At 66.9% G+C, this 24,226-nt stretch carries 23 protein-coding genes and 2 pseudogenes; 10 read left to right on the forward strand and 15 right to left on the reverse strand.

Going from position 1 to position 24,226, the window contains the following annotated elements; translation table 11 throughout:
- The first annotated feature begins 49 nt into the window (after positions 1–49).
- Positions 50–1,929, forward strand: a pseudogene (locus tag G4G29_RS03565) (cation-translocating P-type ATPase).
- 122 nt (positions 1,930–2,051) lie between these two features.
- Positions 2,052–2,630 (forward strand): thioredoxin domain-containing protein, encoded by a 579-nt coding sequence (locus tag G4G29_RS03570; protein WP_102208770.1) that lies wholly within the window; start codon positions 2,052–2,054, stop codon positions 2,628–2,630.
- 46 nt (positions 2,631–2,676) lie between these two features.
- On the opposite strand, the gene G4G29_RS03575 is transcribed toward G4G29_RS03570, so the two are convergent.
- The 12 genes and pseudogenes from G4G29_RS03575 to G4G29_RS03630 all read right to left on the reverse strand — a co-directional run bounded on the left by G4G29_RS03575 (position 2,677) and on the right by G4G29_RS03630 (position 14,004).
- Positions 2,677–3,081 (reverse strand): arsenate reductase ArsC, encoded by a 405-nt coding sequence (locus tag G4G29_RS03575; protein ID WP_183151867.1) that lies wholly within the window; start codon positions 3,079–3,081, stop codon positions 2,677–2,679.
- Positions 3,082–3,102: 21 nt separating this feature from the next.
- Entirely contained in the window at positions 3,103–4,101 is a 999-nt protein-coding gene (locus G4G29_RS03580) for a metalloregulator ArsR/SmtB family transcription factor (protein WP_029266212.1), read from the reverse strand.
- Complete coding sequence (gene arsB / locus G4G29_RS03585; protein WP_029266210.1) at positions 4,098–5,195, reverse strand: ACR3 family arsenite efflux transporter; 1,098 nt, start codon at positions 5,193–5,195, stop codon at positions 4,098–4,100. The genes G4G29_RS03580 and arsB overlap by 4 nt, the downstream gene beginning before the upstream one ends.
- A complete protein-coding gene (trxA, locus tag G4G29_RS03590) occupies positions 5,192–5,518 on the reverse strand; it encodes a thioredoxin (RefSeq protein WP_029266209.1) in 327 nt (108 codons plus the stop codon). The genes arsB and trxA overlap by 4 nt, the downstream gene beginning before the upstream one ends.
- Positions 5,515–6,492 carry a thioredoxin-disulfide reductase gene (trxB, locus tag G4G29_RS03595; RefSeq protein WP_029266208.1) on the reverse strand — a complete coding sequence of 326 codons (978 nt, stop codon included), beginning with the start codon at positions 6,490–6,492 and terminating at the stop codon, positions 5,515–5,517. Before trxB ends, trxA begins: the two co-directional genes overlap by 4 nt.
- 119 nt (positions 6,493–6,611) lie before the next feature.
- Positions 6,612–7,307: pseudogene (locus tag G4G29_RS03600) on the reverse strand (hypothetical protein).
- A 209-nt stretch (positions 7,308–7,516) separates the two neighbouring features.
- The gene (locus G4G29_RS03605) at positions 7,517–7,861 is read right to left on the reverse strand and encodes a metal-sensitive transcriptional regulator (RefSeq protein ID WP_029266204.1); all 345 of its coding nucleotides are present in this window, start codon (positions 7,859–7,861) and stop codon (positions 7,517–7,519) included.
- 23 nt (positions 7,862–7,884) lie between these two features.
- Positions 7,885–9,954, reverse strand: coding sequence for a heavy metal translocating P-type ATPase (locus G4G29_RS03610; protein WP_231479864.1), 2,070 nt, complete (start codon positions 9,952–9,954; stop codon positions 7,885–7,887).
- A gap of 247 nt (positions 9,955–10,201) precedes the next feature.
- Positions 10,202–10,456 carry a YHS domain-containing protein gene (locus G4G29_RS03615; protein WP_029266198.1) on the reverse strand — a complete coding sequence of 85 codons (255 nt, stop codon included), beginning with the start codon at positions 10,454–10,456 and terminating at the stop codon, positions 10,202–10,204.
- Positions 10,457–10,477: 21 nt separating this feature from the next.
- Entirely contained in the window at positions 10,478–12,799 is a 2,322-nt protein-coding gene (locus tag G4G29_RS03620; protein WP_029266196.1) for a heavy metal translocating P-type ATPase, read from the reverse strand.
- A 45-nt stretch (positions 12,800–12,844) separates the two neighbouring features.
- Positions 12,845–13,795 carry a hypothetical protein gene (locus G4G29_RS03625; protein ID WP_029266194.1) on the reverse strand — a complete coding sequence of 317 codons (951 nt, stop codon included), beginning with the start codon at positions 13,793–13,795 and terminating at the stop codon, positions 12,845–12,847.
- Entirely contained in the window at positions 13,792–14,004 is a 213-nt protein-coding gene (locus tag G4G29_RS03630) for a heavy metal-associated domain-containing protein (protein ID WP_029266192.1), read from the reverse strand. The genes G4G29_RS03625 and G4G29_RS03630 overlap by 4 nt, the downstream gene beginning before the upstream one ends.
- 104 nt (positions 14,005–14,108) lie before the next feature.
- On the opposite strand from G4G29_RS03630, the gene G4G29_RS03635 reads away from it, so the two are divergent.
- From G4G29_RS03635 to G4G29_RS03655, 5 genes are all read left to right on the forward strand, one after another.
- Positions 14,109–15,269: an FAD-dependent oxidoreductase gene (locus tag G4G29_RS03635; protein WP_051667917.1), complete on the forward strand. Its 1,161-nt coding sequence runs from the start codon at positions 14,109–14,111 to the stop codon at positions 15,267–15,269.
- 70 nt (positions 15,270–15,339) lie between these two features.
- A complete protein-coding gene (locus G4G29_RS03640; RefSeq protein WP_029266188.1) occupies positions 15,340–15,786 on the forward strand; it encodes a DUF6153 family protein in 447 nt (148 codons plus the stop codon).
- Between the two features lie 94 nt (positions 15,787–15,880).
- Complete coding sequence (locus G4G29_RS03645) at positions 15,881–16,489, forward strand: DUF305 domain-containing protein (RefSeq protein ID WP_029266186.1); 609 nt, start codon at positions 15,881–15,883, stop codon at positions 16,487–16,489.
- 145 nt (positions 16,490–16,634) lie between these two features.
- Complete coding sequence (locus tag G4G29_RS03650) at positions 16,635–17,474, forward strand: F510_1955 family glycosylhydrolase (protein ID WP_029266184.1); 840 nt, start codon at positions 16,635–16,637, stop codon at positions 17,472–17,474.
- 1,004 nt (positions 17,475–18,478) lie between these two features.
- Positions 18,479–18,919 (forward strand): VOC family protein, encoded by a 441-nt coding sequence (locus G4G29_RS03655; RefSeq protein ID WP_036331298.1) that lies wholly within the window; start codon positions 18,479–18,481, stop codon positions 18,917–18,919.
- Here G4G29_RS03655 and lspA read toward each other — a convergent pair whose 3' ends face one another.
- The 3 genes from lspA to G4G29_RS03670 form a co-directional block, all read right to left on the reverse strand.
- Entirely contained in the window at positions 18,920–19,438 is a 519-nt protein-coding gene (gene lspA, locus G4G29_RS03660) for a signal peptidase II (RefSeq protein ID WP_081859717.1), read from the reverse strand.
- 109 nt (positions 19,439–19,547) lie between these two features.
- Entirely contained in the window at positions 19,548–20,171 is a 624-nt protein-coding gene (locus G4G29_RS03665; RefSeq protein WP_051667916.1) for a hypothetical protein, read from the reverse strand.
- Between the two features lie 12 nt (positions 20,172–20,183).
- Positions 20,184–22,052: an alkyl sulfatase dimerization domain-containing protein gene (locus G4G29_RS03670; protein WP_036331343.1), complete on the reverse strand. Its 1,869-nt coding sequence runs from the start codon at positions 22,050–22,052 to the stop codon at positions 20,184–20,186.
- Between the two features lie 266 nt (positions 22,053–22,318).
- On the opposite strand from G4G29_RS03670, the gene G4G29_RS03675 reads away from it, so the two are divergent.
- The 3 genes from G4G29_RS03675 to G4G29_RS03685 all read left to right on the forward strand — a co-directional run bounded on the left by G4G29_RS03675 (position 22,319) and on the right by G4G29_RS03685 (position 24,187).
- Positions 22,319–22,960 (forward strand): uracil-DNA glycosylase, encoded by a 642-nt coding sequence (locus G4G29_RS03675; protein ID WP_029266173.1) that lies wholly within the window; start codon positions 22,319–22,321, stop codon positions 22,958–22,960.
- Positions 22,961–23,108: 148 nt separating this feature from the next.
- Positions 23,109–23,597 (forward strand): hypothetical protein, encoded by a 489-nt coding sequence (locus tag G4G29_RS03680; RefSeq protein WP_029266170.1) that lies wholly within the window; start codon positions 23,109–23,111, stop codon positions 23,595–23,597.
- Positions 23,598–23,785: 188 nt separating this feature from the next.
- Entirely contained in the window at positions 23,786–24,187 is a 402-nt protein-coding gene (locus G4G29_RS03685) for a DUF3224 domain-containing protein (protein ID WP_197971866.1), read from the forward strand.
- The last annotated feature ends 39 nt before the right edge of the window (positions 24,188–24,226 follow it).

Genomic DNA, 24,226 nt, shown 5'->3' on the forward strand with positions numbered 1-24,226 from the left:
CTGCGGCCCCGCCCTGCCACCAGCCGCCGGCGCCGATCACGAGTTCGAGGTGCGTCCACCGTGGTGGCGGGACATCGCTCTACTGCCGTCGGCGCTGTCCGGTGTGTTCCTACTCGCCGGGTACGCGTTCGAGTGGACGGGCCTGGAGATTGCCGCACTGGTGCTGCAGTGGGCAGCTCTGCTCGCTGGCGCGTACACGTTCGTTCCCGGTGCGATCCGGCGCGTGATCCGTGGCCGGCTCGGTGTCGGTCTGCTGATGACGATCGCTGCTGTCGGCGCCGTCCTGCTCGGGCACGTCGGTGAAGCAGCGACCCTGGCGTTCCTGTTCTCCCTCGCTGAGGCGCTGGAGGACCGAGCGATGGACCGCGCTAAGGAGGGCCTGCGCGCACTGCTGTCACTGATCCCGGAGACGGTGCGCGTCTCACGGCTCAGTGGCGACATCACGGTCCCTGCTGCCGATGTGCGCGAGCTCGACATCCTCGTCGTCGGAGCGGGCGGCGCGTGTGGCGACCGACGGTGTCGTCGTCGAGGGACGCTCCAGCCTGGACACATCGGCGATCACCGGGGAGTCCATCCCGGTCGAGGTCGGGCCCGGCGACGTGGTCGCGGCAGGTTCGGTGAACGGGTCGGCGACGTTGCGGATCGAGGCGACCGCGGATGGCCGCGACAACTCCCTCACGCAGATCGTCTCGCTGGTGGAGCAGGCCCACGCCCGCAAGGGCGATCGGGCACGACTAGCGGATCGGATCGCGCGCCCGCTGGTTCCCGTCGTCCTGATCGCCGCGGCGCTCGTCGCGCTGTTCGGCTTCGTCGTCGGTGACCCCTGGACCTGGATCGAGCGGGCACTGGTGGTCCTGGTCGCGGCGTCCCCGTGCGCGCTGGCGATCGCGGTGCCGGTCACCGTGATCAGCGCCATCGGCTCCGCGTCGAAGTTCGGCGTGGTGATCAAGTCCGGGGAGGCGTTCGAGCAGCTCGGCACGATCCGCGCCGTCGCGCTGGACAAGACCGGGACGCTCACCCGCAACGAACCCGCGGTGGTCGACGTCCGACCCGCCGACGGGACCAATCGCGACGACCTGCTCGCCTGGGCTGCCGCCATCGAGGCGACCAGCACGCACCCCTTGGCCGCCGCGATCACCGCGGCATCCCCGAAGGCGCTGTCCGCCATCGATGTCGTGGAAGAAGCCGGCCACGGCATCGCCGGCCGCGTCGACGGCACACTCATCCGCGTCGGGAACGCGCGCTGGCTTGACCCGGCCGTGCTCAGCACCGCCGCCGAAGGGATGGCTGCGGAGGGCATGACCGTGGTCGTCGTCGAAGCCGACGGCGCTGTCGCCGGGCTCATCGGCATCCGTGACGAACTGCGCCCGGAGTCGGCCGAGACCGTGCGGATGCTCCACAGTCAGGGCATCGAGACCGTCATGCTCACCGGCGACAACGAACGCACCGCCCGCGCCATCGCCGCCCAGGCAGGCATCGACGATGTGCGGGCCGAGCAGCTGCCCGCCGACAAGGCCCACGCGATCGAATCCCTGACCACCGTCCGCCCGACGGCCATGGTCGGGGACGGCATCAACGACGCCCCAGCACTAGCGACCGCCACGGTCGGCATCGCCATGGGACTGAAAGGTTCGGCGGCCGCCATTGAGTCCGCCGATGTCGCGTTCACCGGCCACGACCTCCGCCTCATCCCCGGCGCGCTCGCGCACGCGCCGCGGGCGACGCATCATGACCGCGAACATCGCCCTGGCCCTCGCCATCATCATCGTGCTCTTCCCGCTGGCGCTGTTCGGCGTTCTCGGTCTGGCCGGTGTCGTCCTGGTACACGAGATCGCCGAGGTCGTCGTCATCCTCAACGGCGTCCGTGCAGCCCGACGCCCCGCTGCTCTCCGAGAGCTAGCGCCGGCACCCGAGCCCGCACGCGCCTGACCAACCCTGCGGTGATATCGCCGTCCGAGCTGGAGCCATCCTTCGTGAAGACCCCCGTCAAAGTCAGCCTCATCACCGGTGCCGTCGTTATCGTCCTCGTGATCGCAGCTCTGGTCGTGGTCATGCTGACCCGGCCCGCTGCTCCCGACCCTTCCGGCTCGGCGGGCGCACTGCCCGGCGCCCGGACTGACTCGCACGTCCTGGACGACGCCGGCCCGGATGCGCCGACGCTGGTGGAGTTTCTCGACTTCGAGTGCGAAGCCTGCGGAGCGTTCTACCCGGTGGTCGAACAGATCCGCGCCGACTATGAGGGCGAGATCAACTACGTCGTGCGGTACTTCCCATTGCCCGGACACTTCAACTCCATGAACGCCGCCCTCGCCGCCGAAGCGGCAGCTCAACAGGGCAAGTTCGAGGAGATGTACGCTCGCCTGTTCGAGACCCAGGCTCAGAGGGGCGAGCAGCAGACCTCTCACACCCAGTTGTTCCGGACGTTCGCCGAAGACCTAGGCCTCGACATGGACTCGTACGACGAAGCAATCGCCGACCCCGCCACCAAGGAAAGAGTCGAAGCAGACCGCAACGACGGCCAGTATCTCAACGTCAGTGGCACGCCGACCTTCTTCCTCGACGGCGAGAAGCTCGAGCTCACCCAGCTCAGGGACCTCACGGATGCCCTCGACGAGGCCGTCGCTCGCTGACACTATCGAGCGTGCGCGAGGCCCGCCTCAGCGGACAGACTTTGAATCAGAGGATTTCGTCGACCAACCTCTCGATGCGTGCCCGGATCTCGTCTCGGATCGGGCGAACAGCCTCGATGCCCTGACCGGCAGGATCGTCGAGCTTCCAATCCTCGTAGCGCTTGCCAGGGAAGAACGGGCAGGCGTCGCCGCATCCCATGGTGATCACGACGTCGGAGGCCTGCACGGCTTCGGTGGTGAGGATCTTGGGCTGCTCGGCGGTGATGTCGATGCCCAGTTCCTTCATCGCTTCCACGGCGATGGGGTTGATCTGGTCGGCCGGCATGGAGTCGGCGGAGCGGACCTCGATGCGGTCGCCGGCGATGTCGCGGAGGAACCCGGCAGCCATCTGGGAGCGGCCGGCGTTGTGCACGCAGACGAAGAGGACGGAGGGCTTGGTGGTGTCGGTCATGAGGGCTCCTGTGGGTGGTGGTCAGTGCGTGAGCTCATCGACGAGGGCGCGGACGCGGTCCTCGATGTCGTCGCGGATGGCTTCGACGCCCTCGCGGGATGCGAGGGCAGGGTCGCCGACGGCCCAGTCGTCGTAGCGGACGCCGGGGATGATCGGGCAGACGTCGCCGCAGCCCATCGTGATCACCACGTCGGCGGCACGGACGGCATCGTCGGTGAGGGGCTTGGGGAAGCGTTCGGCGGCCAGGTCGCCTTCGATCTCGGCGAGGATCGAGCGGACGTGCGGATGGATGACGTCCGCGGGAGCAGATCCTGCCGAGCGGGCGACAACCCTGCCGGCGGCGAGCTTGTTGACAAGCGCGGCAGCGAGCTGCGAACGCCCCGCATTGGCCACGCAGACGAACAACACCTGGGGTACAGCGGAGTCGCGGTCGCGCGTGAGGTCGGCGAGTCGCTGACGTGCGAAGCGTTCGGTGAGCGGGACAAGCGCTCCCGTGACTATTGCCGTGCGGGCGAGTGACGTGTACGACTCACGAACGATGCCCAGCACGGTCTCCGGGGCGAGCTCGGGGACCTCGGCGGCGAGCTCATCGGCGAGGTGGGTGATCCGCGCATCGAACTCGGGGTGGCCGGCGCGGCCTTCGGCGTCGCCGTCTTCGCCGGGCGCCGTCATGGTCGCAGGCGCGAAGGAGTCCAGCAGAGCGGTGACGGCGCCCCGGCGGCTGGGGTTGATGCGGTACCAGACCCAGGTGCCGCGCCGTTCGGAGGTGAGCACGTCGACGCCCTTGAGGACCTTCAGATGGTGCGACACGGTGGGCTGTGAGACGTGTGCGAGCTCGGCGAGATCGCACACGCAGGACTCGCCTCGCGGATCGGAAGCGATCGCGGAGAGCATGCGCAGGCGCAGCGGATCCGACAGAGCCTTTAAGGTCGCGGCGACGGTGGACGCCGCCTCGTGGCCGATGGCGTGGGTAGCGACCGGGCTGCAGCTGTCGACGGCGTCGGTGAGCGTGACGTTCATGAGGTGATCCTTTCGCCGGTGTAGGGATCGGTGTGGAACCAAGCGCGCGCCGCCCAGAGGGAGACGTAGACGAGTCCAACGAGGACGGGCACCTCGATGAGAGGGCCGACGACGCCCGCCAGAGCCTGCCCGGAGGCGGCGCCGAAGGTGCCGATGGCGACGGCGATGGCGAGTTCGAAGTTGTTCCCGGCCGCGGTGAAGGCCAGCGTGGTGGAGCGGGCGTAGTTCAGGCCCAGGCTCTTGCCGAGCAGGAGCCCTGCGAACCACATCAGCCCGAAGTAGACCAGCAGTGGCAGCGCGATCCGCGCGACGTCCAGCGGGTTGGCCAGGACCGCATCGCCCTGCAGCGCGAACAGCAGCACGATGGTGAACAGCAGCCCGTACAGCGCCCAGGGGCCGATCACGGGGAGGAACTTCTCCTCGTACCAGGCGCGGCCGCGACGCTTCTCGCCGATCCAGCGGGAAGCGAAGCCGGCGACGAGTGGCACGCCGAGGAAGACCAGCACGTTCAGGGCGATCTGCCAGACCGAGATCTCCAACCCCTGAGTGTCCAGACCCAGCCAGCCGGGCAGGACGGTGAGGTAGAACCAGCCCAGCAGTGAGAAGGCGACCACCTGGAAGACAGAGTTGATCGCGACGAGTACGGCGGTCGCTTCCCGATCGCCGCAGGCGAGGTCGTTCCAGATGACGACCATCGCGATGCAGCGGGCGAGACCGACGATGATCAGCCCCGTGCGGTACTCGGGCAGATCTGGCAGGAAGATCCAGGCGAGGGCGAACATGACCGCAGGGCCGACGAGCCAGTTCAGCACCAGCGAAGACACGAGGAGCTTCTTGTCGCCGGTGACGGCCGCGATCTTGTCGTAGCGGACCTTCGCGAGCACCGGGTACATCATCACCAGCAGCCCGAGCCCGATGGGCACCGAGATGCCGCCGACCTCGAGGTGGCCGAGCAGGTCCGACAGAGCGGGGACGAATCGGCCGAGGAGAAGTCCTGCGACCATGGCGAGCCCGATCCACAGTGGCAGCCACTTGTCGAGGGTGGACAGACGCCGGACGGCGGCGGGAGCGGAAGCTGCGGTTGCGGTGGTCATGCGAGCAGCGCCTCGATCTTCTCGGCGATGACGGGCTTCGGGTGCGCGCCGATGAGGATGTCCGTGCCGGTGCCGTCGCGGAAGAAGCCGAGGGTGGGGATCGACGTGACGCCAGCGGCGGTCACGGTCTCGGGATTCCGATCCGCATCGACCTTGACGATCTTCACTCGTCCGTCGTACTCGGCGGCGAGCTGCTCAAGAAGCGGAGCGACCTGGCGGCACGGACCGCACCAGGTGGCCCAGATGTCGACGACGACAGGGATGTCGGAGTCGAGAACTTCGTCCTCGAACGTGGCGTCGGTGACGGCGGTGAGCGTGCTCATGCGAAGACCTCCTCGGCCTCGATCGGAGCGGCCGGGTCGTTCTCGAGGTTCGAGAGGTAGTGCTGGGCGTCCTGAGCGGCGGCGCAGCCGGTGCCGGCGGCGGTGATCGCCTGCCGGTAGGTGTGATCGACCAGATCGCCGGCCGCGAACACCCCGGGGATGTTCGTGCGGGTGGAAGGATGATCCACTCGGACGAACCCGCCTGCGTCGGTGACGACCTGTCCTGTGACCAACTCCGAGCGGGGGTCGTGGCCGATCGCGACGAAGACACCGGTCGCCGCCAGCTCGCGCTCGGTGCCGGTGACGGTGTCACGGAGGGTGACGGATTCGAGCTTCTCGTCGCCGTTCAGCCGGGCGATCTCGCTGTTCCATGCCACCTCGATCTTCGGGTGGTCAAGCACGCGCTGCGCCATGATCTTCGAAGCGCGGACCTCGCCGCGACGGTGCACGACGGTCACCTTGCATGCGAAACGGGTGAGAAACAGGGCCTCCTCCATCGCGGAGTCCCCGCCGCCGACGACGACGATCTCCTGCTCGCGGAAGAAGAACCCATCGCAGGTGGCGCACCAGGACACGCCTCGGCCGGTGAGTCGCTCCTCATCCGGCAACCCGAGCTTGCGATAGGCGGAGCCCATGGTGAGGATCACCGCACGCGCACGGAACGTCTCACCCGCGCCAGTCACGATGGCCTTGATCGGTCCGTCGAGGTCGACGCTGACTGCGTCGTCGAGGAGGATGCGGGCGCCGAACCGCTCGGCCTGCTGACGCATCGACTCCATCAACTCCGGTCCGTTGACGGCGTCGACGAACCCAGGGAAGTTCTCCACCTCGGTCGTCGTCATCAGCGCACCACCGGTGGTCACCGAACCGGCGATAACGACCGGGGCGAGGTTTGCCCGGGCCGCGTAGATCGCGGCGGTGAAGCCTGCGGGGCCCGATCCGATGATGACCAGCTCAATCTGTTGATTCGACATGAATCTATATTGACATTCTTCAAAGTAAGGCGCAATCGGCGGCGAGACAGTTCACGGACACTGCACCTGGATGCCAAGAAGCGACCTCCCAATCGGGAAGTCGCCCTCTCGTGGGTCGGTCAGACTGCGCCGACGGGCCTTGCGCCGATCTGCGCAGTACGGATGGCGTGCCGCAGCAGCTGGCACCCTCGGCGTCGAAGCCGCCGGCACCGCCGCAGACCCCGGTGTCGGGAAGGACGAGCTCGTTGCGCTCCGCAGCCTCGTGATCTCCGGCAAGGTGAGCTGCGACGCTGCGGACCTGCTCCTAGCCCGTGAGCGCCAGGAAGGTGGGGGCGCGGCCATAAGACTTCGCACCGACGATGAACAGGTCCTTCTCGGGCTGCGCGAGCTGGCGTGCGCCGGTGGCTCCGACGGAGCCGCAGGAGTGGATGTTCGGGTCGATCTCCGAGGCGATGCTGGCCACGGCGTCGAGCACTGGCGAGGATACGGCCATCGCAGCCGTCCTGGTCGACCGTGTGCACAACGAATGGCTGGCCCTTGCGGCCGCTGTCTACGTCTTTGTCGCGCCCCTGCCGCGCGATTCCCGTCACCGTTGTGCCGTAGAGGACGCGGTCACCCAGCACATCGACGAGTGGGGTGAGGTACTCACTCACCCACTCCGCCCCCGTCGGGTAGCCGTTTGCCGGCGCCGTCCCGGTCGGCTCGAGCAGGCGACGCGCTGCAGTGTCGGTGAGCTCCGGCCAGCCTGAGAAGAGGCGTGCATGACCCCACTCGGACACGGCAGCACCAGCGGAGGAGCCACGCTCGACGACCACGTCATCGACGCCACGTTCGGTTAGATGGGCGGCTGCAGCCGGATGGCCAGCCCAAGCCCGTCATCGATCACGATGGCATCCTCGATCAGTTGCTCGATTCTCAGCGTCAGGACGGCGCCTTTGACTACAGGCGCGCAAAGTCCTGAGCGTCCACTCGCCCAGAGCTATCCGAGGAGCATCGAAGGCATCCGCGGGGCCGCCTCGCTGGCTTAGCGGACGAGGCGTGCGATGGCCTGGGATGCTTCAGTGATCTTGGCCTCGGCAATGTCTCCGCCTGCACGTGCGGCGTCGGTGACGCAGTGGCGGAGATGGTCTTCGAGAAGACCGACAGCAACGCCCTGGAGTGAGCTCGTCAGCGCTGAGATCTGGGTGAGGATGTCGATGCAGTACTTCTCCTCGTCGACCATGCGGTGGATGCCGCGGGCTTGTCCTTCGATCCGTTTGAGACGGGCGAGATAGCGGGCTTTGTCGGTGATGTAGCCGTGTTCGCCGTGTTCGCCGTGTTCGCAGGCGGTGTCGGACTCGACCTGGTCGGTCTCGATGGTGTCGGTCATCGTGGTCTCCGGTTCTGGATTGGTTATCGGTTGAGGATCGCGCGGGCCGTGGTTTCCGGGCGAAGGTCGAGTCGCCGCAGGAGCTGCGCGTTGAGGGCAACCACGATGGTGGACAGGGACATCAGGATCGCCCCGACCGACATCGGCAGCACGAACCCGATGGGGGCGAGGACGCCGGCGGCGAGGGGTACGGAGATCAGGTTGTAGCCGGCGGCCCACCAGAGGTTCTGCTTCATCTTCCGGTATGCGGCGCGGGACAGTTCGATGACGGAGAGCACCGAGCGGGGGTCGTCGCTGGCGAGGATGACTCCGGCAGAGGCGATGGCAACGTCCGTGCCGGCGCCGATCGCGAGCCCGACATCGGCCTGGGCGAGGGCGGGGGCGTCATTGACGCCGTCACCGACCATCGCGACCTTGCGTCCCTCGTTCTGGAGCTCCTGCACCTTCGCGGCCTTGTCCTCCGGTCGGACGCCGGCGAAGACACGGTCGATGCCGAGGTCCTCGGCCACGGTGTGCGCGACGGCTTCGGCATCGCCGGTGATCATCACGACCTGCACACCCAGCGCGTGCAGTGCATCGACGGCTTCGCGCGATTCCGACCGCACCTCATCGGCGAGCTTGAGAGCGCCGATCACACGGCCGTCCTGAACCACGTGGAGGATGATCGCACCGTCATTGCGCCACCGCTCGGCAACGGGCAGCTCCTGCGCATCTTCCTCGGTGAGCAGGTGCGGTCCCCCCACCCGTACAACGGTCCCGTCGACGGTCGCGGTGACGCCGACTGCGGGAGAGGAGGTGAAGTCCGAGCTGCGGGGCACGTCGAGGTGACGGTCGGCGGCGGCGCGGACGATGGCCTTGGCGAGCGGGTGTTCACTGTCGGCCTCCGCGGCGGCGGCCAGGGCGAGCACCCGGTCGGTGTCGTTGCCTTCGACGACTGAGACCTCGGAGACGGTCGGTTCGCCCTTGGTGAGGGTGCCTGTCTTGTCGAACAGCACGGTGTCGACGGTGCGCATGCTCTCCAGCGCGAGCCTGTCCTTCACGAGTACGCCACCGCGTGCGGCGCGTTCGGTGGCGATGGAGACGACCAAGGGGATTGCGAGACCGAGTGCGTGGGGGCAAGCGATGACGAGCACCGTGATGGTGCGGATGACGGCATCATCGGGAAGCCCAACGAGCGTCCACACGATCGCCGTGATCACGCCAGCGCCGAGAGCGAACCAGAACAGCCAGCCTGCCGCCGTGTCGGCAAGGCGCTGCGCGCGCGAGGACGAGCTCTGTGCTTCGGTGACCAGGCGTTGGATGCCGGCGAGAGTGGTGTCGTCACCGGTGGCGGTAATCTCCACGCGCAGCCCGGAGTCGGTCGCCACAGTTCCGGCCGTGACCTGGTCATCGATACCGCGCGTCACGGTGCGGGACTCGCCGGTGACCATTGACTCGTCCATCGACGCGCGACCGTCGACGATGCGACCGTCGGCGGGGACGCTGCCCCCGGGGCGAACGATGACGACATCACCGACGACGAGTTCGGCAGGCGAGACCGTCACGACCTGGTCACCTTCGACGCGTTCTGCTTCGTCGGGCAGGAGCGCGGCCAGGGAGTCGAGAGCGGACGTGGTCTGCGCGAGGGACCGCATCTCGATCCAGTGCCCGAGCAGCATGATCACGATGAGGAGCGCGAGCTCCCACCAGAAGTCGAGCTCGTGGTGCAGCAGGCCGAGGCTCGCACCCCAAGAGGCGATGAACGCAACGGTGATGGCGAGTCCGATGAGGAGCATCATCCCGGGCTTGCGGTCGCGGATTTCGCTGACAGCACCGACGAGGAACGGCTTTCCACCCCAGATGTACATCACTGTTCCCAGTACCGGGGACACCCAGGCCAGGCCGGGAATGTCGGGGAGGGTGTAGCCGAGGATCATCGCGAACATGCCCGACAGCGCGACGGTGGGGACGGCGAGGATCAGCATGATCCAGAACAGGCGACGGAACTGTCCGACGTGGTCGCCATGCCCCGCATGACCCCCGTGTCCACCGTGAGCGTCGTGTCCACCATGTGCGTCATGGCCGGCATGCTCGCCGTGACCCTGGTGGCCCATCGGCGCGCCGCTTCCGTGCGGTGCAGTATCGGGACCGTCGTGGTGCACGGCGGTGTCGTGGTGAGGGGTGTGGACGGGGGGGTCTTCTGTGGCCGCGGCGGGGACCGATGGGGTGTGCCCGTGCGCTGCGTGTTCGTGGGTGTGATCAGCGTCGTCGCTGTGTGGCTGGCTCATGAGGCTATCCTCCTCGGAAACGATGAAGCTGTGCGGGGCGATCCGTGTGCCGCCCCGCACAGGTGAAGCGATGTCAGGCTGCGGTCACGTACTTGGCGGGGTCAGCGTCGAACAGGGGGCCGCAGGCGGCGCAGCAGAAGTAATAGCGGGTGCCCTCGTAGTCGCGGTAGAGGCCAGCGGCTTCAGCGTCCGCTTTCACGACGGTGCTGCCGACCATCACGGGGCATTCGGCGAGCTGTTCGGCGGACGGCGCGAGGAGGTCCTTGCGTCCGTCGGCTGGGACAGAGCCGTGGCTGTTGTGGCTGCAGCAGGATCCGGAATCAGACATGTGTGTTCCTCTTTCGTGATTTCAGTGGGTTCCGACGGTTGCGTTCCGCGTCGCATGATCACGCGGTGCGGGCGCGGCGGTCGGGGATGGGTCCGCCGCCTGGCTGCGGAACGTGCGCAGGCGGAGGCTGTTGCCGACGACGAAGACGCTGGAGAACGCCATCGCGGCGCCGGCGAGCATGGGATTGAGCAGACCGAGGGCTGCCAGCGGGATGGCGGCGACGTTGTAGGCGAAGGCCCAGAACAGGTTGCCCTTGATCGTGCCGAGCGTCTTCCGAGACAGACGGATCGCGTCGGCCGCGCTGCGCAGATCGCCGCGGACGAGCGTGATGTCGCTGGCCTCGATCGCCACATCGGTGCCCGTGCCCATGGCCAACCCCAGGTCTGCCTGGGCGAGCGCGGCCGCATCGTTGACGCCGTCTCCGACCATCGCCACGACCTTGCCCTCGCGCTGCAGCCTGGTGACCACGTCGACCTTGTCTTTCGGGAGCACTTCGGCGATGACCTCATCGATGCCGACCTCAGACGCGATCTGCTCGGCCACGGCACGGTTATCTCCGGTGAGGAGCACCGGTGTCAGTCCCAGCGCCTTCAGCTGCCTGATGGCTTCGGTGCTGGTCGGCTTGATGGTGTCCGCGACGATGAGCACACCGCGTGCTTCCCCGTCCCACCCCACGGCGACCGCGGTCTTGCCCTGACGCTCTGCTTCGCTCTTCGCGGCGGCGAGATTCTCGGGAAGGCGCTGGGACCAGTCCTCGAGAAGCGACTCGCGGCCGACAAGGACGGCGTGCCCGTCGACGATGCCCTGCACTCCCTTGCCCTCGATGTTCGCGAAACCCTCGGGTGTCGGAAGCGTGCCGACCTCTTGGACTGCGGCTTTGGCGATGGCCTGCGCGATGGGATGCTCGGAGGCGTCCTCCACCGCACCCGCCAGGCGCAGCAGCTCGCCGCGGTCGACGCCGTCAGCGGTGAACACGCCGGTGAGCGTCATCCGCCCTGTGGTCACCGTCCCGGTCTTATCCAGAACGACGGTGTCCACCCGTCGCGTCGACTCGAGAACTTCCGGACCCTTGATGAGGATGCCCATCTGCGCGCCGCGGCCCGTGCCCACCAGCAGTGCGGTGGGCGTGGCAAGGCCCAGGGCGCACGGGCAGGCGATGATCAGCACCGCGACCGCGGCGGTGAACGCCGCCGCGGCAGGGAATCCCGCGCCGAGCCAAGCGCCCAGCGTGGCGATGGCGATCGCGATGACAATGGGCACGAAGATACCCGACACCCGGTCGGCGAGGCGCTGCACCTCGGCCTTGCCCGATTGGGCGTCCTCGACGAGCTTCGCCATCTGCGCCAACTGGGTGTCCGACCCGACCCTCGTCGCCCGGATGACGAGCCGGCCACCGGCATTGACCGTCGCCCCCGTGACGGAGTCTCCTTCGCCGACCTCGACCGGCACGGATTCACCGGTGAGCATGGACGCGTCGACCGCGGAGGTGCCGGAGACGATCACACCATCGGTGGCGATCTTCTCGCCGGGCCGTACGACGAACTCGTCGCCCTCTCGCAGGTCCGCGATGGGAATGCGGGTCTCGGCGCCGGCGCGAAGCACAGCAACATCCTTCGCTCCCAGCTCCAACAGCGCGCGCAGGGCGGCGCCCGCCTGCCGTTTCGCCTTCTTCTCGAAGTAGCGTCCGGCGAGGATGAACATCGTCACCGCGGCACCCACTTCGAGGTAGATGTTCGCCGCCCCGTCCGACGGTGCCACGGTGAGCTCGAACGGGTGGGTCATCCCGGGGACGCCGGCCGTGCCGAAGAACAGCGCGTAGAGCGACCACAGTAAGGCGGCTATCGTCCCCATCGAGATGAGCGTGTCCATGGTCGCCGCACCGTGCCGGAGATTCGTCCACGCTGCCTTGTGGAAAGGCCAGGCCGCCCAAACGATGACGGGGCCGGCCAGGGCGAGTGAGAGCCACTGCCAGTAAGTGAACTGCAATGCGGGGATCATCGACATCGCAATCACAGGAAGGGTCAGCACGATGGAAGCGATCAAACGGTTCCGCAGGCTCACCAGCTCCCTATCCGGAGCGTCCTCACCGTCGACTACCGCGGACGGCTCCGGTGAGGGAAGGGCGGCCGTGTAGCCGGTCTTCTCCACCTCGGCGATCAGCAGCGCCGGGTCGAACCCGTTCGGTGCGGTGACCTTCGCCTTCTCCGTCGCATAGTTCACGGTGGCGGTGACACCGTCCAGCTTGTTGAGCTTCTTCTCGATGCGCATCGCGCACGACGCGCAGGTCATCCCGCCGATCTCCAGCTCCACGCTGGACGCGGCTGCTGACTGCGTATCCGTCATGATGTCTCCTCGATCCTTCTTGCAACTCGATGCGCACTGAGCGGGTCAGTGCCCGTCGTGCTCGGCGTCGTCTTCGGTGTCCGCCTGGTCGCCGGTGGCGGGGGTCGCCTCGAGTACGAACTGTGCGGTGTGGACCTGTCCGTCGACCTGGAAGTCCAGGTACAGCAGGTAGCGGCCGGTGGTGGGTGTCTCGGCGGTGAATTCCACCTCGGGGCCGGCCAGATCGCCCGGCTGTGGTTCCTCGCCGCGCGCGTGCACATGCAGATACGCCAGGTCGCCATCGCGCAGGGCAACGAGGTGGCCGAACGCACCGAGGTACGGCTCCAGCACCGTGACGGGTTCCCCGTCCCGAGAGACCTTGACAGTCAGTTCGCTTCCAGTTCCGGCGACCAGGTCGCCGCTGACGGTCACGTCGAAGCCGTCGACCGTGTCGCTTGTCTTGACGGCGACCTCGGGCTCCGGTGTCAGCTGCCCCGCCACATCGACGGTGCGGGAGAGCGTGGCGCTCACCCCCTCAGAGGTGAAGTCCGCATACAGCCGGTACGTTCCCGCGGTATCCCAGGACCATGGCAGCGACCAGACCCCGGTCCTCGGGTCGAGTTCGGGGTGCACGTGACGGTATTCACGCCCGTCGTTGCGGACCACGATCAGGTGCAACTGCTTATCGTGGGCCTCGTCGAAATCGGTGATCGGGACACCTGAGGGATCGCGGATGTCGAAGGAGAGTTCACCGTCCGTCTCGACGTTCGCCGGCGCCTGTACGGGGCTCATTGTGAATCCCGATGCCGCGCTCATCACTCCACTCACCCCCATCTCCTGATCGTCTTTCGTGCCAGCAGCATCCTCGGGCGCTTGCGCGTCATGCGAGGAATGCCCGGCGTCCGCCCATGCGGTCACCGTGCTGTCGGGCACGAGTGCGCCCGCGGCGGCGAAGGCGGCGCCGAAGACAACGACAAGGCCCGCGCCGTAGAGGCCGAGGCGGCCCGGGGCGTTCATGAGAGTCGGACCGCCTCGTACCCGGCCTCATCGACGGCCGCGAGCACGGCCGCGTCATCCACTGCGGAACTCGTCGTGACGAGAAGCCGGCCGGTCTGCGCACTCACTTCGATGTTCTCGACGCCGGGGACCTGGCTGACCTCGCCGCGAACAGCGACCTCGCAGTGGCCGCAGCTCATCCCGCTCACCTGGTACTCGCTCGTGCTCATGATGGCTTCCTTCCCTCGATTCGGAATACCCCGGTAGGGTACTGGTATGCCTAACCATATACCCACCCAGGGTATTCCGGTCAAGGGGGTGAAGGGAGCTTCTCATGGATAAGACCAGCTCGGATGTGCTCATCGTCGGCGCGGGCGCCGCGGGTCATTCTGCGGCGGTCACGTTGCGGCGCAGCGGTTTCGACGGGTCGATCCGGATCGTGCATGCGGAGCCGTTCGCCCCGTACAACCGCACGCTGGTGACCAAGGGCATCCTTCGTGGCCTGCTCACCCCGGAGCAATCCGCGCTGCCTGCCTTGGACTCGATCGATGTCGAGACGATCCCCGGCAGCGCTGTCGGGATGGAAGAGCGGGGCATCTTGCTGCACGATGGCAGACGGCTGATATTCGCAACGGCTGTCGTGGCGACCGGCGCCGCCCCGCGTCCCCTGCAGGCGACAGGCGTCAGCGAGGGGGTCTTCACGCTGCACAGCGCGTCCGACGCGCTACGCATCCGAGGGCATGCGGGTCCGACGTTCGAAAGGCGGGTTGTCACTGTCCTCGGTGCCGGGCTGGTCGGAGCAGAAGCAGCAAGCTACCTTGTGAGCGCTGGTGCCAGAGTGCATCTCGTCGCGCGCTCCGAAATCCCCTTGGCGCACAGCCTCGGGTTGCCGATCGCCACCCGGCTCCGCGATCTGCACGCTGCGCACACGGAGTTCCATCCAGGCCGGACAGTGCGCTCCATCTCGGCTTCCGGAAGCGGGGGTGACGTACTCCTCGATGATGGGACATCTGTATCGTCAGACGTGATCGTCCTCGCCCACGGAACAGTTCCGGCTGTCTCATGGATCCGCTCAGACGGTGCCGCGATCGAGGTCGATGACCGGCTCCGTGCCAGGACGATCCCGGCAGTGTATGCGGCCGGTGGGGTCGCCGCTCATGTCGGTCCCGACGGTTCGCTCTATCGTATGGATCATTGGGATGATGCGGTGGCACAAGGGGCTCACGCCGCCCGAGCGCTGCTTCATGATCTGCACGGCGGGGACGATCCTGGCCCGTACCGGCACGTTTCCGGGTTCACGGTGAATGTGCACGGCGTCACGCTGAGTGGAGCGGGCGTCGTCTTGCCGCAGGCGACCGCGGAAACGACGTCATCGGCCGGCGGCGGCCTCGTCTCGACCTTCAGGACCGCCGACGGCAAGAGGGCGGGTGCTGTCGGGTGGTCAGCGGCAAGGGAAATCCTGGCGGTCAAGCACGAGCTGGCAGGCGGCTTCTGAGTGTGCACAGGATCGATGTCGGGCACACAGGCGGCGGTGCTAGCGTCGTGAGGAACAGGAAGGATCGAGGATGCAGGTGACGGTTCGCGCCACAAGCCCGCAGTTGTCGCTGCGCACCCTGCTGATGCTCGGCACCGCGGCCGTCCTGATCATCGTCGGCCTCCTGGGCATGCACACCTTCACCGCGGAACCTGCCGGGCACGGCTCCTCGGGCGTCGCCCATTCCGCATCGACAGTCGCTCACGTTCCGGACGCCACGGCGAGCCTCGACGACGGTGGTGCCGCTGCCTGCGACGGGCCGTGCCACGTGACCACCGGACAAGGGCAGGGTCACGACGACATGGTCACCGCCTGCGTACTCGCGTTGCTGGCCGGCCTTCTGCTCCTCGTCCCACCGACGTTTGCCCGACGCTCCGGCATCTCCCTTCGCGAGGTGACCAGCTGGTTGCGGTGGGAAGCGACCGATGCCCTCCCTCGTGGCCCCTCGTTGACGGTTCTTTCGATCAGTCGAACTTGAGTATTCGCACGCCGACCCAACTGTGGGCGGCCCTGCGGCGCCCGTTGGCGCCGCCGCTTCAGCGAACTCTCATACGACTTACGAAGGAACGACCATGAACAAGAAGATCCCCCTCGCACTCAGCACCGGCGCTCTCACCCTCGCCCTGGTACTGACCGGCTGCGCCGACACCGGCACCGCGCCGTCCGGTACCAGCAGCTCACCGTCCGCGTCGACGTCCTCGTCGGCCTCAACCGAGGCTGACGAGATGTTCGTCACGATGATGATCCCTCATCATGAGCAGGCCATCGAGATGTCGGACATTCTGCTGGCCAAGGACGGCGCGGACCCGCGGGTGGTCGAGCTCGCCGAACAGATCAAGGCGGCGCAGGGCCCGGAGATCGACAAGATGCTCGGGTGGCTCGAGGACTGGGGTGTGGAGTACGACCCCGATTCGATGGGCGGCATGGACCACGGCTCCATGGGCGGCGACGACAGCATGATGTCCGAAGAGGACATGACCATGTTGGAAGACGCCGACGCGACCGAGGCCAGCCGTTTGTTCCTCGAGCAGATGATCGTGCACCACGAAGGCGCCGTCGACATGGCACAGACGGCGCTTGACGACGCGCAGAACCCGGACGTCCTCGAGCTCGCGCAACAGGTGATCGATGACCAGACGGCGGAGATCGCCACGATGAAGGACCTCCTCGGAGAACTGTAGAACCACGCGGGGCGGGCCGATTCCCGAACGACCCGCCCTGCGTTTCCCGCGCGATCGCCCCGCGCGAAGACCGACCCCGCGGCGCGCTCCCTGCTGCCCGCGTCACAAGCCTGGCCACCCTCCTGGCCGCTACCCGGAAACCATCATGAAACGATCATTTCTTCTCGCCGCCGCAACCATCCCCGTGCTGACGCTCGTCATTACGGGCTGTACTGCCGCGCAGTCCGACGAGCCCGATGCGACACCCCGCATCGACCACATCCACGGCATCGCCGAAGACCCCCGCGGTGACGATCTGCTCGTCGCCACGCACAACGGCATCTTCACCGTCACACCGGACGGGAACGTCTCCGGACCCGTCGGCGGCCATGACTTCGATGCCATGGGATTCACTGTCACCGGCGACACCCTGTTCGCCTCCGGACACCCCGGAGAGCAAACCCCGGCCGAGCTGGGATCCCCGAACCTCGGCATCATCCGTAGCGATGACTATGGCCTCAACTGGTCGCCCATCGCCCTGAACGGAACAACCGACTTCCACGTCCTCACCGCCAGCCCCGACGGAACCCTGTACGGCATCGCTTCCAGCCAAATCGACCTGCTCTCCAGCACCGACAACGGAACGAACTGGACCACCCATGCCCCTCTAGCGGCAGCCGACCTCGCCGCCACAGAGTCCGGGCTCTATGCCGCCACCGAAGAAGGACTGCTCGTCAGCACCGACGGTGGCGACACCTTCACCCCCGTCCCCGAATCACCCCTGCTCTACGCCCTCGTAGCACGCACAGACGGCACACTCGTCGGCGCCGGCACCGACGGGGTCCTCTGGGCCCAAGATCAGAACGGGACGTGGCAGCAGCTGGGGCCACTCGACGGAGCCGTTCAAGCCCTCAGCACCATCGATGACCGCATCATCCTCGTCGATGACCGAGGCATCGTTGGTGTCACTGTCGACGGCTTCACCGTCCTCAGCCCGGCCCGGTAACCGCAGCCCACTCACGAATCCACCATGAACGAACACAAGAATCCGTTCCGGAACTTCGTCTTCTTCATCACCGCGGCAACGATCGCCGTCGTCCTCCTCGCCTTCGCCACCTACCTCGCGATTGGAGCGATCCTCTGATGTCGCCGGACGCACGATTCGATCCGCTCCGCCTGTCCGCGCTCAGCCATCGTTCCGCACCGAGCAGGCCGCCACCTCGCCCGTCGCGTGCGTACCGACTGCACCGCCGACTTGTGCGGTTAGGGATTGTGCTCCTGGCAGCCGGACCCGCGCTCGTCCTGATCCATCTGAGCACCGATACACAATACGGAAGCCACAATGGCACTTGGTGGACGTACACGGTGGCGAGCTACGACGTCGCCATCATCACCACGATCATCGGGGTAGCACTGGTCTGGCGATCGCCGCCGGCCTCCGATGAACGGCGTGAATGACTGGCCGAATCGCGGCGTCAAGAGACAGGGACATCCCAACGTCTCATGACCTTGTCGATCTCGACGAGGCCGGCGAAGCGGGCAACGTCGCGTCCACCCATGACGCGGTTCCGAGCGAGCTTCGCCGGGAACTGCTTCAGGGGAGGGATCTCGGTCTCGTGTTGCGGCGAGGGTCTGGCGTTGAGCCTGGACGGTCGCCGCTAGCGCACGCCGGAACGGAGCCACTGATCGTGTAGCAGTTGGCTCATCGCCACGCGTGGTGTCAGGTCACCGTGTCGAGCTCCACGCCGTAGTCATCGGCGTTCTGCGTTATCGGCACGAATATCGAATCATCCCCGGCGTACTCAGCGAGCTCCGGCGGGCAATCGAGATCGCCGATCGAGAGCGCACGTTCAGGTGGCAAGAGATGGGCTTGTTCGAAGCCCTTGCCCGAGGGTCGACGATTCGGTAGCCGTCAGCGAGACTGGCGGAGATCGAGGCCGAGGGCAGACTCGGACCGCAGATCATCGGCCCCTCGATTGCGGGGCATCCAGCTCAAGAAGGGCGGTATCCATGACCGACGCATCCACTCCCCCAAGCGACACCGTCAACGATCTGACCAACCCACCCGTGCCGCCGGGAGCCTTGTTGCTGGAGCTCGTGCCGGTTCCGGTCACCGACATCGAACGAGCAAAGACCTTCTACCGAGACCAGCTCGGCTTTCGGCTCGACGTCGACATCAACCCAGAGCCCGGCGTCCGCATCGTCCAGCTCACGCCACCGGGTTCGGCATGCTCGATCACCCTGGCCGAGGGCCTGCCCACGCTCGACATGCCTCCGGGGACCCTGCGAGGGCTGCACCTGGTGGTCGCCGACATCGAGGCATCTCGTGCCGAACTGGTCGAGCGCGGCGTCGAGATCAGCGAGGTCGAGGACCTCGGCGGAGTGTTCTACGCCTTCTTCGCCGACCCCGACGGCAACACCTGGTGCCTGCAGCACATGCCCTGGCGATAGCTACGACGCCGGCGAGGGCGCCGGGGTCGGTTTGATGCGGCGGGTCGGCACACGCAGGAGGACGAGCGCGACAAGGTAGATGCCGCCGACGACGATCGCGATGTCGGCGACGTTGCCGATGAACAGATCGAAGTAGCCGATGAAGTCGATGACGCCACCGCGTGCCAGGCGGTCAGCGGCATGACTGATCGCACCGCCGAGGACCAGGCCCAGCCCGATTGCCCACCAGAGCGATCCCACCCGCCACAGGTAGACCGTGATGGCGACCGCGGCGGCAGCGGCGAGGAGTCCGAGCAGCCAGGTGAAGTCGGTGCCGAGGGAGAACGCGGCGCCACGGTTGACGGTGAGTTGGAACTCGAGAACCGGTGGCAGGACGTCCTTCGATTCTCCGCCCGAGAGCGCAGAGGCGGCCCAGATCTTGGTCCATTGGTCGACGGCGACGACGACCGCTGCGATGGCCAGCCCGGCGAGGAAGGACCAGCGCACTCCCGAGCGTCGGTTCGTGGTCGGTGACGTCACTGTGCAGTTCCCTCTTCGTGCGATAGCTCGTGCCGGGCCGGTTTTCGGTTACCGGCTTCACCAGACTATTCGCTGGGCTATGGCCGAGAGGTCAGGGCTTCGACGCCAGTCACACTTTCACGGGGAACGTCGCCAAGATGACCACACCGATGACAGCGAGAGTCAGGCCCAGAATGAAGAAGGTGCGCCGGCGCCATTCGGCGCGCTGGTTCTGGGACAGCGCCGCGAAGAACAGCACGAGCGCGAAGAGCACGGTGAGCAGAGCGTAGTTGTCTCCGCGCTGGTTGTTCACGAGTGCTTCGTCGAACTTGGCGTCCGCGCGCGCGTGCAGGTCTTCCGCTTCCTCGGTCCCCGGCGGAATGTACTCCTCCCTGGCGAGGGGCCCCTGGGATACGCGCCCCTCCGCCGTCCAGGCGTCGAACGCGATCCGGAACTCGTCCGTGAAGCGTTCCTCGATGAAGGTGACGAGTTCCTGGTCGTCGTCTGCGGTGGCGAGCACCCATTCGGTGTAGATGGTCAGATCGTATTGGCGCGCCGCTTGGGCCCTGCTTTCGGCGGAGGCGGCCTGGACACGTGCGCTGGACGCTTGGCTGAAGGCGATAGACATCTCACCGCCCCATTTCGACGCCTCGAATCCGCACCATGCGGTGATGACCGCGGTTATGGACAGCAGCACCACCGTGGCCACCTCCAACCACCGGCCGGGATGAGTGACTTTCTCGGTGGCGTCCATGCGCGCCGTCTTTTAGGGCAGCACGATCTCGAATGCCGGGTCTCCGGGGGTCAGTACGCCGAGCAACTGCTTCAGGACGCCGAGGTCGCCGCGCACGTCCAGGCCCTCGGCGTCGAGGTCTCCGCCGGCGAGGCGGATGAGCCGCTCCTTGGTGAGGGTGAGATGCAGTGCGGCATCTGTGGCGGGTTCGCGCTCGACGTAGACGAGCACGCCGTTGCGGAGCGTGACGTGGAACGAGCGGTCGAGATCACTGAGTGTGATGTCGAATCCGAGGTCGAGGTCCCAGGCGCGCGGGCCGTCGACGGTGATCGCGACGGCATCGAACAGCTGTTCCGGGGTGAGCTGCGCTCGGATGGCTGGGGCGTTGGTCACGGTCGGGGTACCGAAGTTTCCCTCGCGCAGTTCGGTCGCCCCGGAGAGGAAGAAGTTGCGCCAGGTGCCGTTCTCAGCGCCGTAGCCGAGCTGCTCGAGGGTGTCGGCGTAGAGCGCCTTCGCTTCCGCATTGTTCTCCTCGGTGAAGACCGCGTGGTCGAGCAGTGTGGCCGCCCAGCGGAAGTCTCCCGAGTCGAAGGCGGCGCGGGCGAGCTCGAGGACCCGGTCGATGCCTCCGATCGCGTCGACGTAGCGCTTCGCCTGCTCCTTCGGCGCGTGCGGCCAGAGCCGAGCCGGGTTCCCGTCGAACCAGCCCATGTACCGCTGGTAGATGGCCTTTACGTTGTGGCTGACCGAGCCGTAGTAGCCGCGGGCGTGCCAGGCGTTCTCGAGCGCGGGCGGCAGCTGGATCGCCTCGGCGATCTCGGCGCCCTGCATGCCCTGGTTCAGCATCCGCAGCGTCTGGTCGTGCAGGTACCCGTACAGGTCCCGCTGCAGACCGAGGAACTCACGGATCTCCGCGTTGCCCCAGGTCGGCCAGTGGTGCGAGGTGAACACGACTTCGGCGTCGTCGCCGTAACGCTCGATGGCCTCGGTGAGGTACTGCGACCACACGTGCGGATCCCGCACGACCGCGCCCCGCAGGGTGAGCAGGTTGTGCAGCGTGTGCGTGGCGTTCTCCGCCATGCACAGCGCCCGGTACTTCGGGAAGTAGAAGTGCATCTCGCTGGGCGCCTCGGTGCCCGGCGCCATCTGGAATTCGATCTCCAGCCCGTCGACGGTGTGGGTCTGCCCCGTCTCGGTGATCTCCAGCGTCGGCGCGAGCAGGGTCGCCTCCCCGGTCGACGTCGTCTGTCCGAGACCGGCGCCGACTGCCCCCTGCGGGCCGCGTGCGAGTGCCGCGCCGTACATGTACCCGGCGCGCCGGCCCATCGCGGTGCCCGCGTAGACGTTCTCTGCCACCGCGTGCTCGACCATGCCCGCGGGGACGATGATCTCGACCCCCGCGTCGACGTCGGCCTGTGAGACGATGCCCTGCACGCCGCCGAAGTGGTCGATGTGAGAGTGGGTGTGGATGACAGCGGTGATCTTGCGGTCACCGCGGTGACGCCGGTAGAGCGCCATCGCCGCGGCTGCGGTCTCCTTCGAGATCAGCGGGTCGATCACGATCACGCCGGTGTCGCCCTCGACGAATGACATCACCGACAGGTCGAGCCCGCGGATCTGGTACAGGCCGGGCACGACCTCGAACAGGCCGTGCTTGGCGACCAGCGTGCTCTGGCGCCACAGGCTCGGGTTCACCGTCTCCGGAGCATCACCCTGCAAGAAGTCATAGGTGGACGCGTCCCAGATGATATCGCCGGCGGCGTTGCGGATCGCAGGCTCGTCTAGCGTGCCGATGAATCCTCGCTCGGCCGCCGCGAGATCCCGCTCATCGTCGAACGGGAGCCGTGCCTGCAGCTCTGCCTGCTGTTGCCGGATGGTCTCTGATGCGTCGCGCTGACCCATGATGGTGCTCCCGTCTCCGAAGAACAGTTCACGACGAGTCTTGCGGTCACGAAAGACGGTGACAACCACCTTTCGTCTGAACCTTGTGCCGGCCGCTGTCACGCGGCATCCTGAGGTATCGGATCACCGCGGGCCCCCGCGGGTGTCCGGTTCTGGGGACGAGGCTGGGGAGGCCTCACGCGGGATGCCTCATGGGTGGCGACTCCCTCGGTCGCACGTGCGGCATCCCGCACACCCGGACGGACGCTGGCTGATACCGTCGGCGCATGCCCCGACGTATGGCGGACCCTGAGTTTCGACAGCAGCAGTGGGACGATCGCTATGCGCTGCACATCGCGCCGGTCAACGAGTACGTCGACGAACTGCGTGAGGTCGGCCGCGGGTGGGCGCCGTACGTCGCGCCCCTTCATGGTGGAGTCGAAGCGCGGGTGCTGAGCATTCTTCGCGATCCAGGGCCCGCGACGCAGGACGGCAAGGGTTCGGGCTTCATCTGCGTCGAGAACAACGACGGCAGCGCCGAGCTTCAGGCGGTCCTGCTCGAGCAAGCAGCGCTATCTCCGTACGAGCTGCTGCCGTGGAATGCGTACCCCTGGTACATCAACCGCGCCCCGAAGGCGGCTGAGCTGGATGCCGGCGTCCAGACGATCCTGCACCTGCTGGAACTCGCGCCGAGGCTGAAGGTCGTGCTACTCCAGGGTGGTGATGCGGATCACGCCTGGCGCCGGTTGCTTAGGCAGTCCCCTGAGATCGAGCGTGAGCGGGGTCTCACCGTCGTTCGGACGTTTCACCCTTCGCCGCAGGCTCTCTTCGTGCGGGATCTCGAGGAGAGAGCTGCACGCGTAAAGCGACGAGCCGACGCGTTCGTCGAGGTGGCAGGTCTGCTCGAGCCCGTGCGATCGACGCCATGACGGGCACGGGGAGCTCGCCACGCGAGCGCTGATGACCGTCCGGTAACGATGGTCATCAGCGCCTTTCGCGTCTCGCACTGAGAACCGAAGGTGTCAGTAGGCGCTGATACGGTCAGCGTCGACATCAACCTGCTCGGAGAGGCATCCCTTGAACATCACAGCACCCAAGCTCGGCGCGACCATCGCACTTCTGGCACTCCTCGGCATCAGCGCCGTGGGGTGCGCATCTCCCGAACCGTCCAGCTCGTCGTCTGGCGGCGAGTCCTCCTCGTCCGAGACCGAGCAGGTCCAGGAGGAGGAAGCTCCGGAGCCGGTGAGTCTGGAGGGCTCCTGGAAGCAGAACAACTCCAACTCCGAGGACGCGTGGCAGGAGGCCACGATCACCGGTGACACGATCGAGGTCCACTGGGTCGCCGACGGCGGTGACACGAAGTCGCTGTACTGGGCCGGCACCGTCGAGGTCCCGGCAGAGGGCGACTCGTTCACCTTCGATTCGGCGAACGACACGTCCAAGACCGAGTCCTCGATCATGGCATCGAGCGACGCGACCAAGACGTTCACGTACGAGAACGACGAGCTCAGCTACGAGGTCACCGCGATGGGCACCACGATGACCGTGCGCCTCAGCCGCGAGTAAGCACTTCGCTCACTAGTCGGCACAGCCCCCACGCTCTCGGAGCGAATGGGGGCTGTTCTGTTGCAGTTGGTGGCTCGTTCCAGGCGAGTCCCGACGGACACATGGTGTCGCGAATCTTCAAGCACGCTGGTTCTCGCGCCCCGTAACGTCGAAGCCATGACAGGAAGAGGACACCGTTGAGCGCGTTGATGGGCGAAGAGATCAGGACCGCGGAGGTCAGTGGCGACATGAGGACGGCAAGAGGAACGTTCGAGGTGTCGCTCGAGCCCGCGGAGCACGATCAGGCGGGCATCCGCCGAATGGTCATCACCAAGACATGGCGGGGTGACCTTGCCGGGCAGGGGGCCGGGACGATGCTCGCAGCTGGCGATCCGGCAACCGGAAAGGCGGGCTATGTCGCCGTGGAAACCGTTGACGGCGAGCTCGACGGGTTGCGCGGAGGCTTCGCGTTCCAGCAGTTCGGAACGATGACGGCACCCGACCAACAGCTGCGCTACGAGATCGTGCCCGGCTCGGGAACCGCGGACCTGGCAGGAATCACCGGAACGCTCGACCTCGAGATCATCGACGGGAACACCGCTACCTGTTGACCTACGCGCTGAGCTGACAGCACGGGTGAAGCGCAAGCG

Source organism: Microbacterium sp. Se63.02b (assembly GCF_014171575.1).
Lineage (GTDB): Bacteria > Actinomycetota > Actinomycetes > Actinomycetales > Microbacteriaceae > Microbacterium.

Coding starts and splice junctions, on each gene's coding strand:
- G4G29_RS03570 (WP_102208770.1), top strand. CDS start 2,052: ATGCTGACCCGGCCCGCTGCTCCCGACCCTTCCGGCTCGGCGGGCGCA.
- G4G29_RS03575 (WP_183151867.1), bottom strand. CDS start 3,081: ATGACCGACACCACCAAGCCCTCCGTCCTCTTCGTCTGCGTGCACAAC.
- G4G29_RS03580 (WP_029266212.1), bottom strand. CDS start 4,101: ATGAACGTCACGCTCACCGACGCCGTCGACAGCTGCAGCCCGGTCGCT.
- arsB (WP_029266210.1), bottom strand. CDS start 5,195: ATGACCACCGCAACCGCAGCTTCCGCTCCCGCCGCCGTCCGGCGTCTG.
- trxA (WP_029266209.1), bottom strand. CDS start 5,518: ATGAGCACGCTCACCGCCGTCACCGACGCCACGTTCGAGGACGAAGTT.
- trxB (WP_029266208.1), bottom strand. CDS start 6,492: ATGTCGAATCAACAGATTGAGCTGGTCATCATCGGATCGGGCCCCGCA.
- G4G29_RS03605 (WP_029266204.1), bottom strand. CDS start 7,861: ATGACCGACACCATCGAGACCGACCAGGTCGAGTCCGACACCGCCTGC.
- G4G29_RS03610 (WP_231479864.1), bottom strand. CDS start 9,954: ATGGGCCACCAGGGTCACGGCGAGCATGCCGGCCATGACGCACATGGT.
- G4G29_RS03615 (WP_029266198.1), bottom strand. CDS start 10,456: ATGTCTGATTCCGGATCCTGCTGCAGCCACAACAGCCACGGCTCTGTC.
- G4G29_RS03620 (WP_029266196.1), bottom strand. CDS start 12,799: ATGACGGATACGCAGTCAGCAGCCGCGTCCAGCGTGGAGCTGGAGATC.
- G4G29_RS03625 (WP_029266194.1), bottom strand. CDS start 13,795: ATGAACGCCCCGGGCCGCCTCGGCCTCTACGGCGCGGGCCTTGTCGTT.
- G4G29_RS03630 (WP_029266192.1), bottom strand. CDS start 14,004: ATGAGCACGAGCGAGTACCAGGTGAGCGGGATGAGCTGCGGCCACTGC.
- G4G29_RS03635 (WP_051667917.1), top strand. CDS start 14,109: ATGGATAAGACCAGCTCGGATGTGCTCATCGTCGGCGCGGGCGCCGCG.
- G4G29_RS03640 (WP_029266188.1), top strand. CDS start 15,340: ATGCAGGTGACGGTTCGCGCCACAAGCCCGCAGTTGTCGCTGCGCACC.
- G4G29_RS03645 (WP_029266186.1), top strand. CDS start 15,881: ATGAACAAGAAGATCCCCCTCGCACTCAGCACCGGCGCTCTCACCCTC.
- G4G29_RS03650 (WP_029266184.1), top strand. CDS start 16,635: ATGAAACGATCATTTCTTCTCGCCGCCGCAACCATCCCCGTGCTGACG.
- G4G29_RS03655 (WP_036331298.1), top strand. CDS start 18,479: ATGACCGACGCATCCACTCCCCCAAGCGACACCGTCAACGATCTGACC.
- G4G29_RS03665 (WP_051667916.1), bottom strand. CDS start 20,171: ATGGACGCCACCGAGAAAGTCACTCATCCCGGCCGGTGGTTGGAGGTG.
- G4G29_RS03670 (WP_036331343.1), bottom strand. CDS start 22,052: ATGGGTCAGCGCGACGCATCAGAGACCATCCGGCAACAGCAGGCAGAG.
- G4G29_RS03675 (WP_029266173.1), top strand. CDS start 22,319: ATGCCCCGACGTATGGCGGACCCTGAGTTTCGACAGCAGCAGTGGGAC.
- G4G29_RS03685 (WP_197971866.1), top strand. CDS start 23,786: ATGGGCGAAGAGATCAGGACCGCGGAGGTCAGTGGCGACATGAGGACG.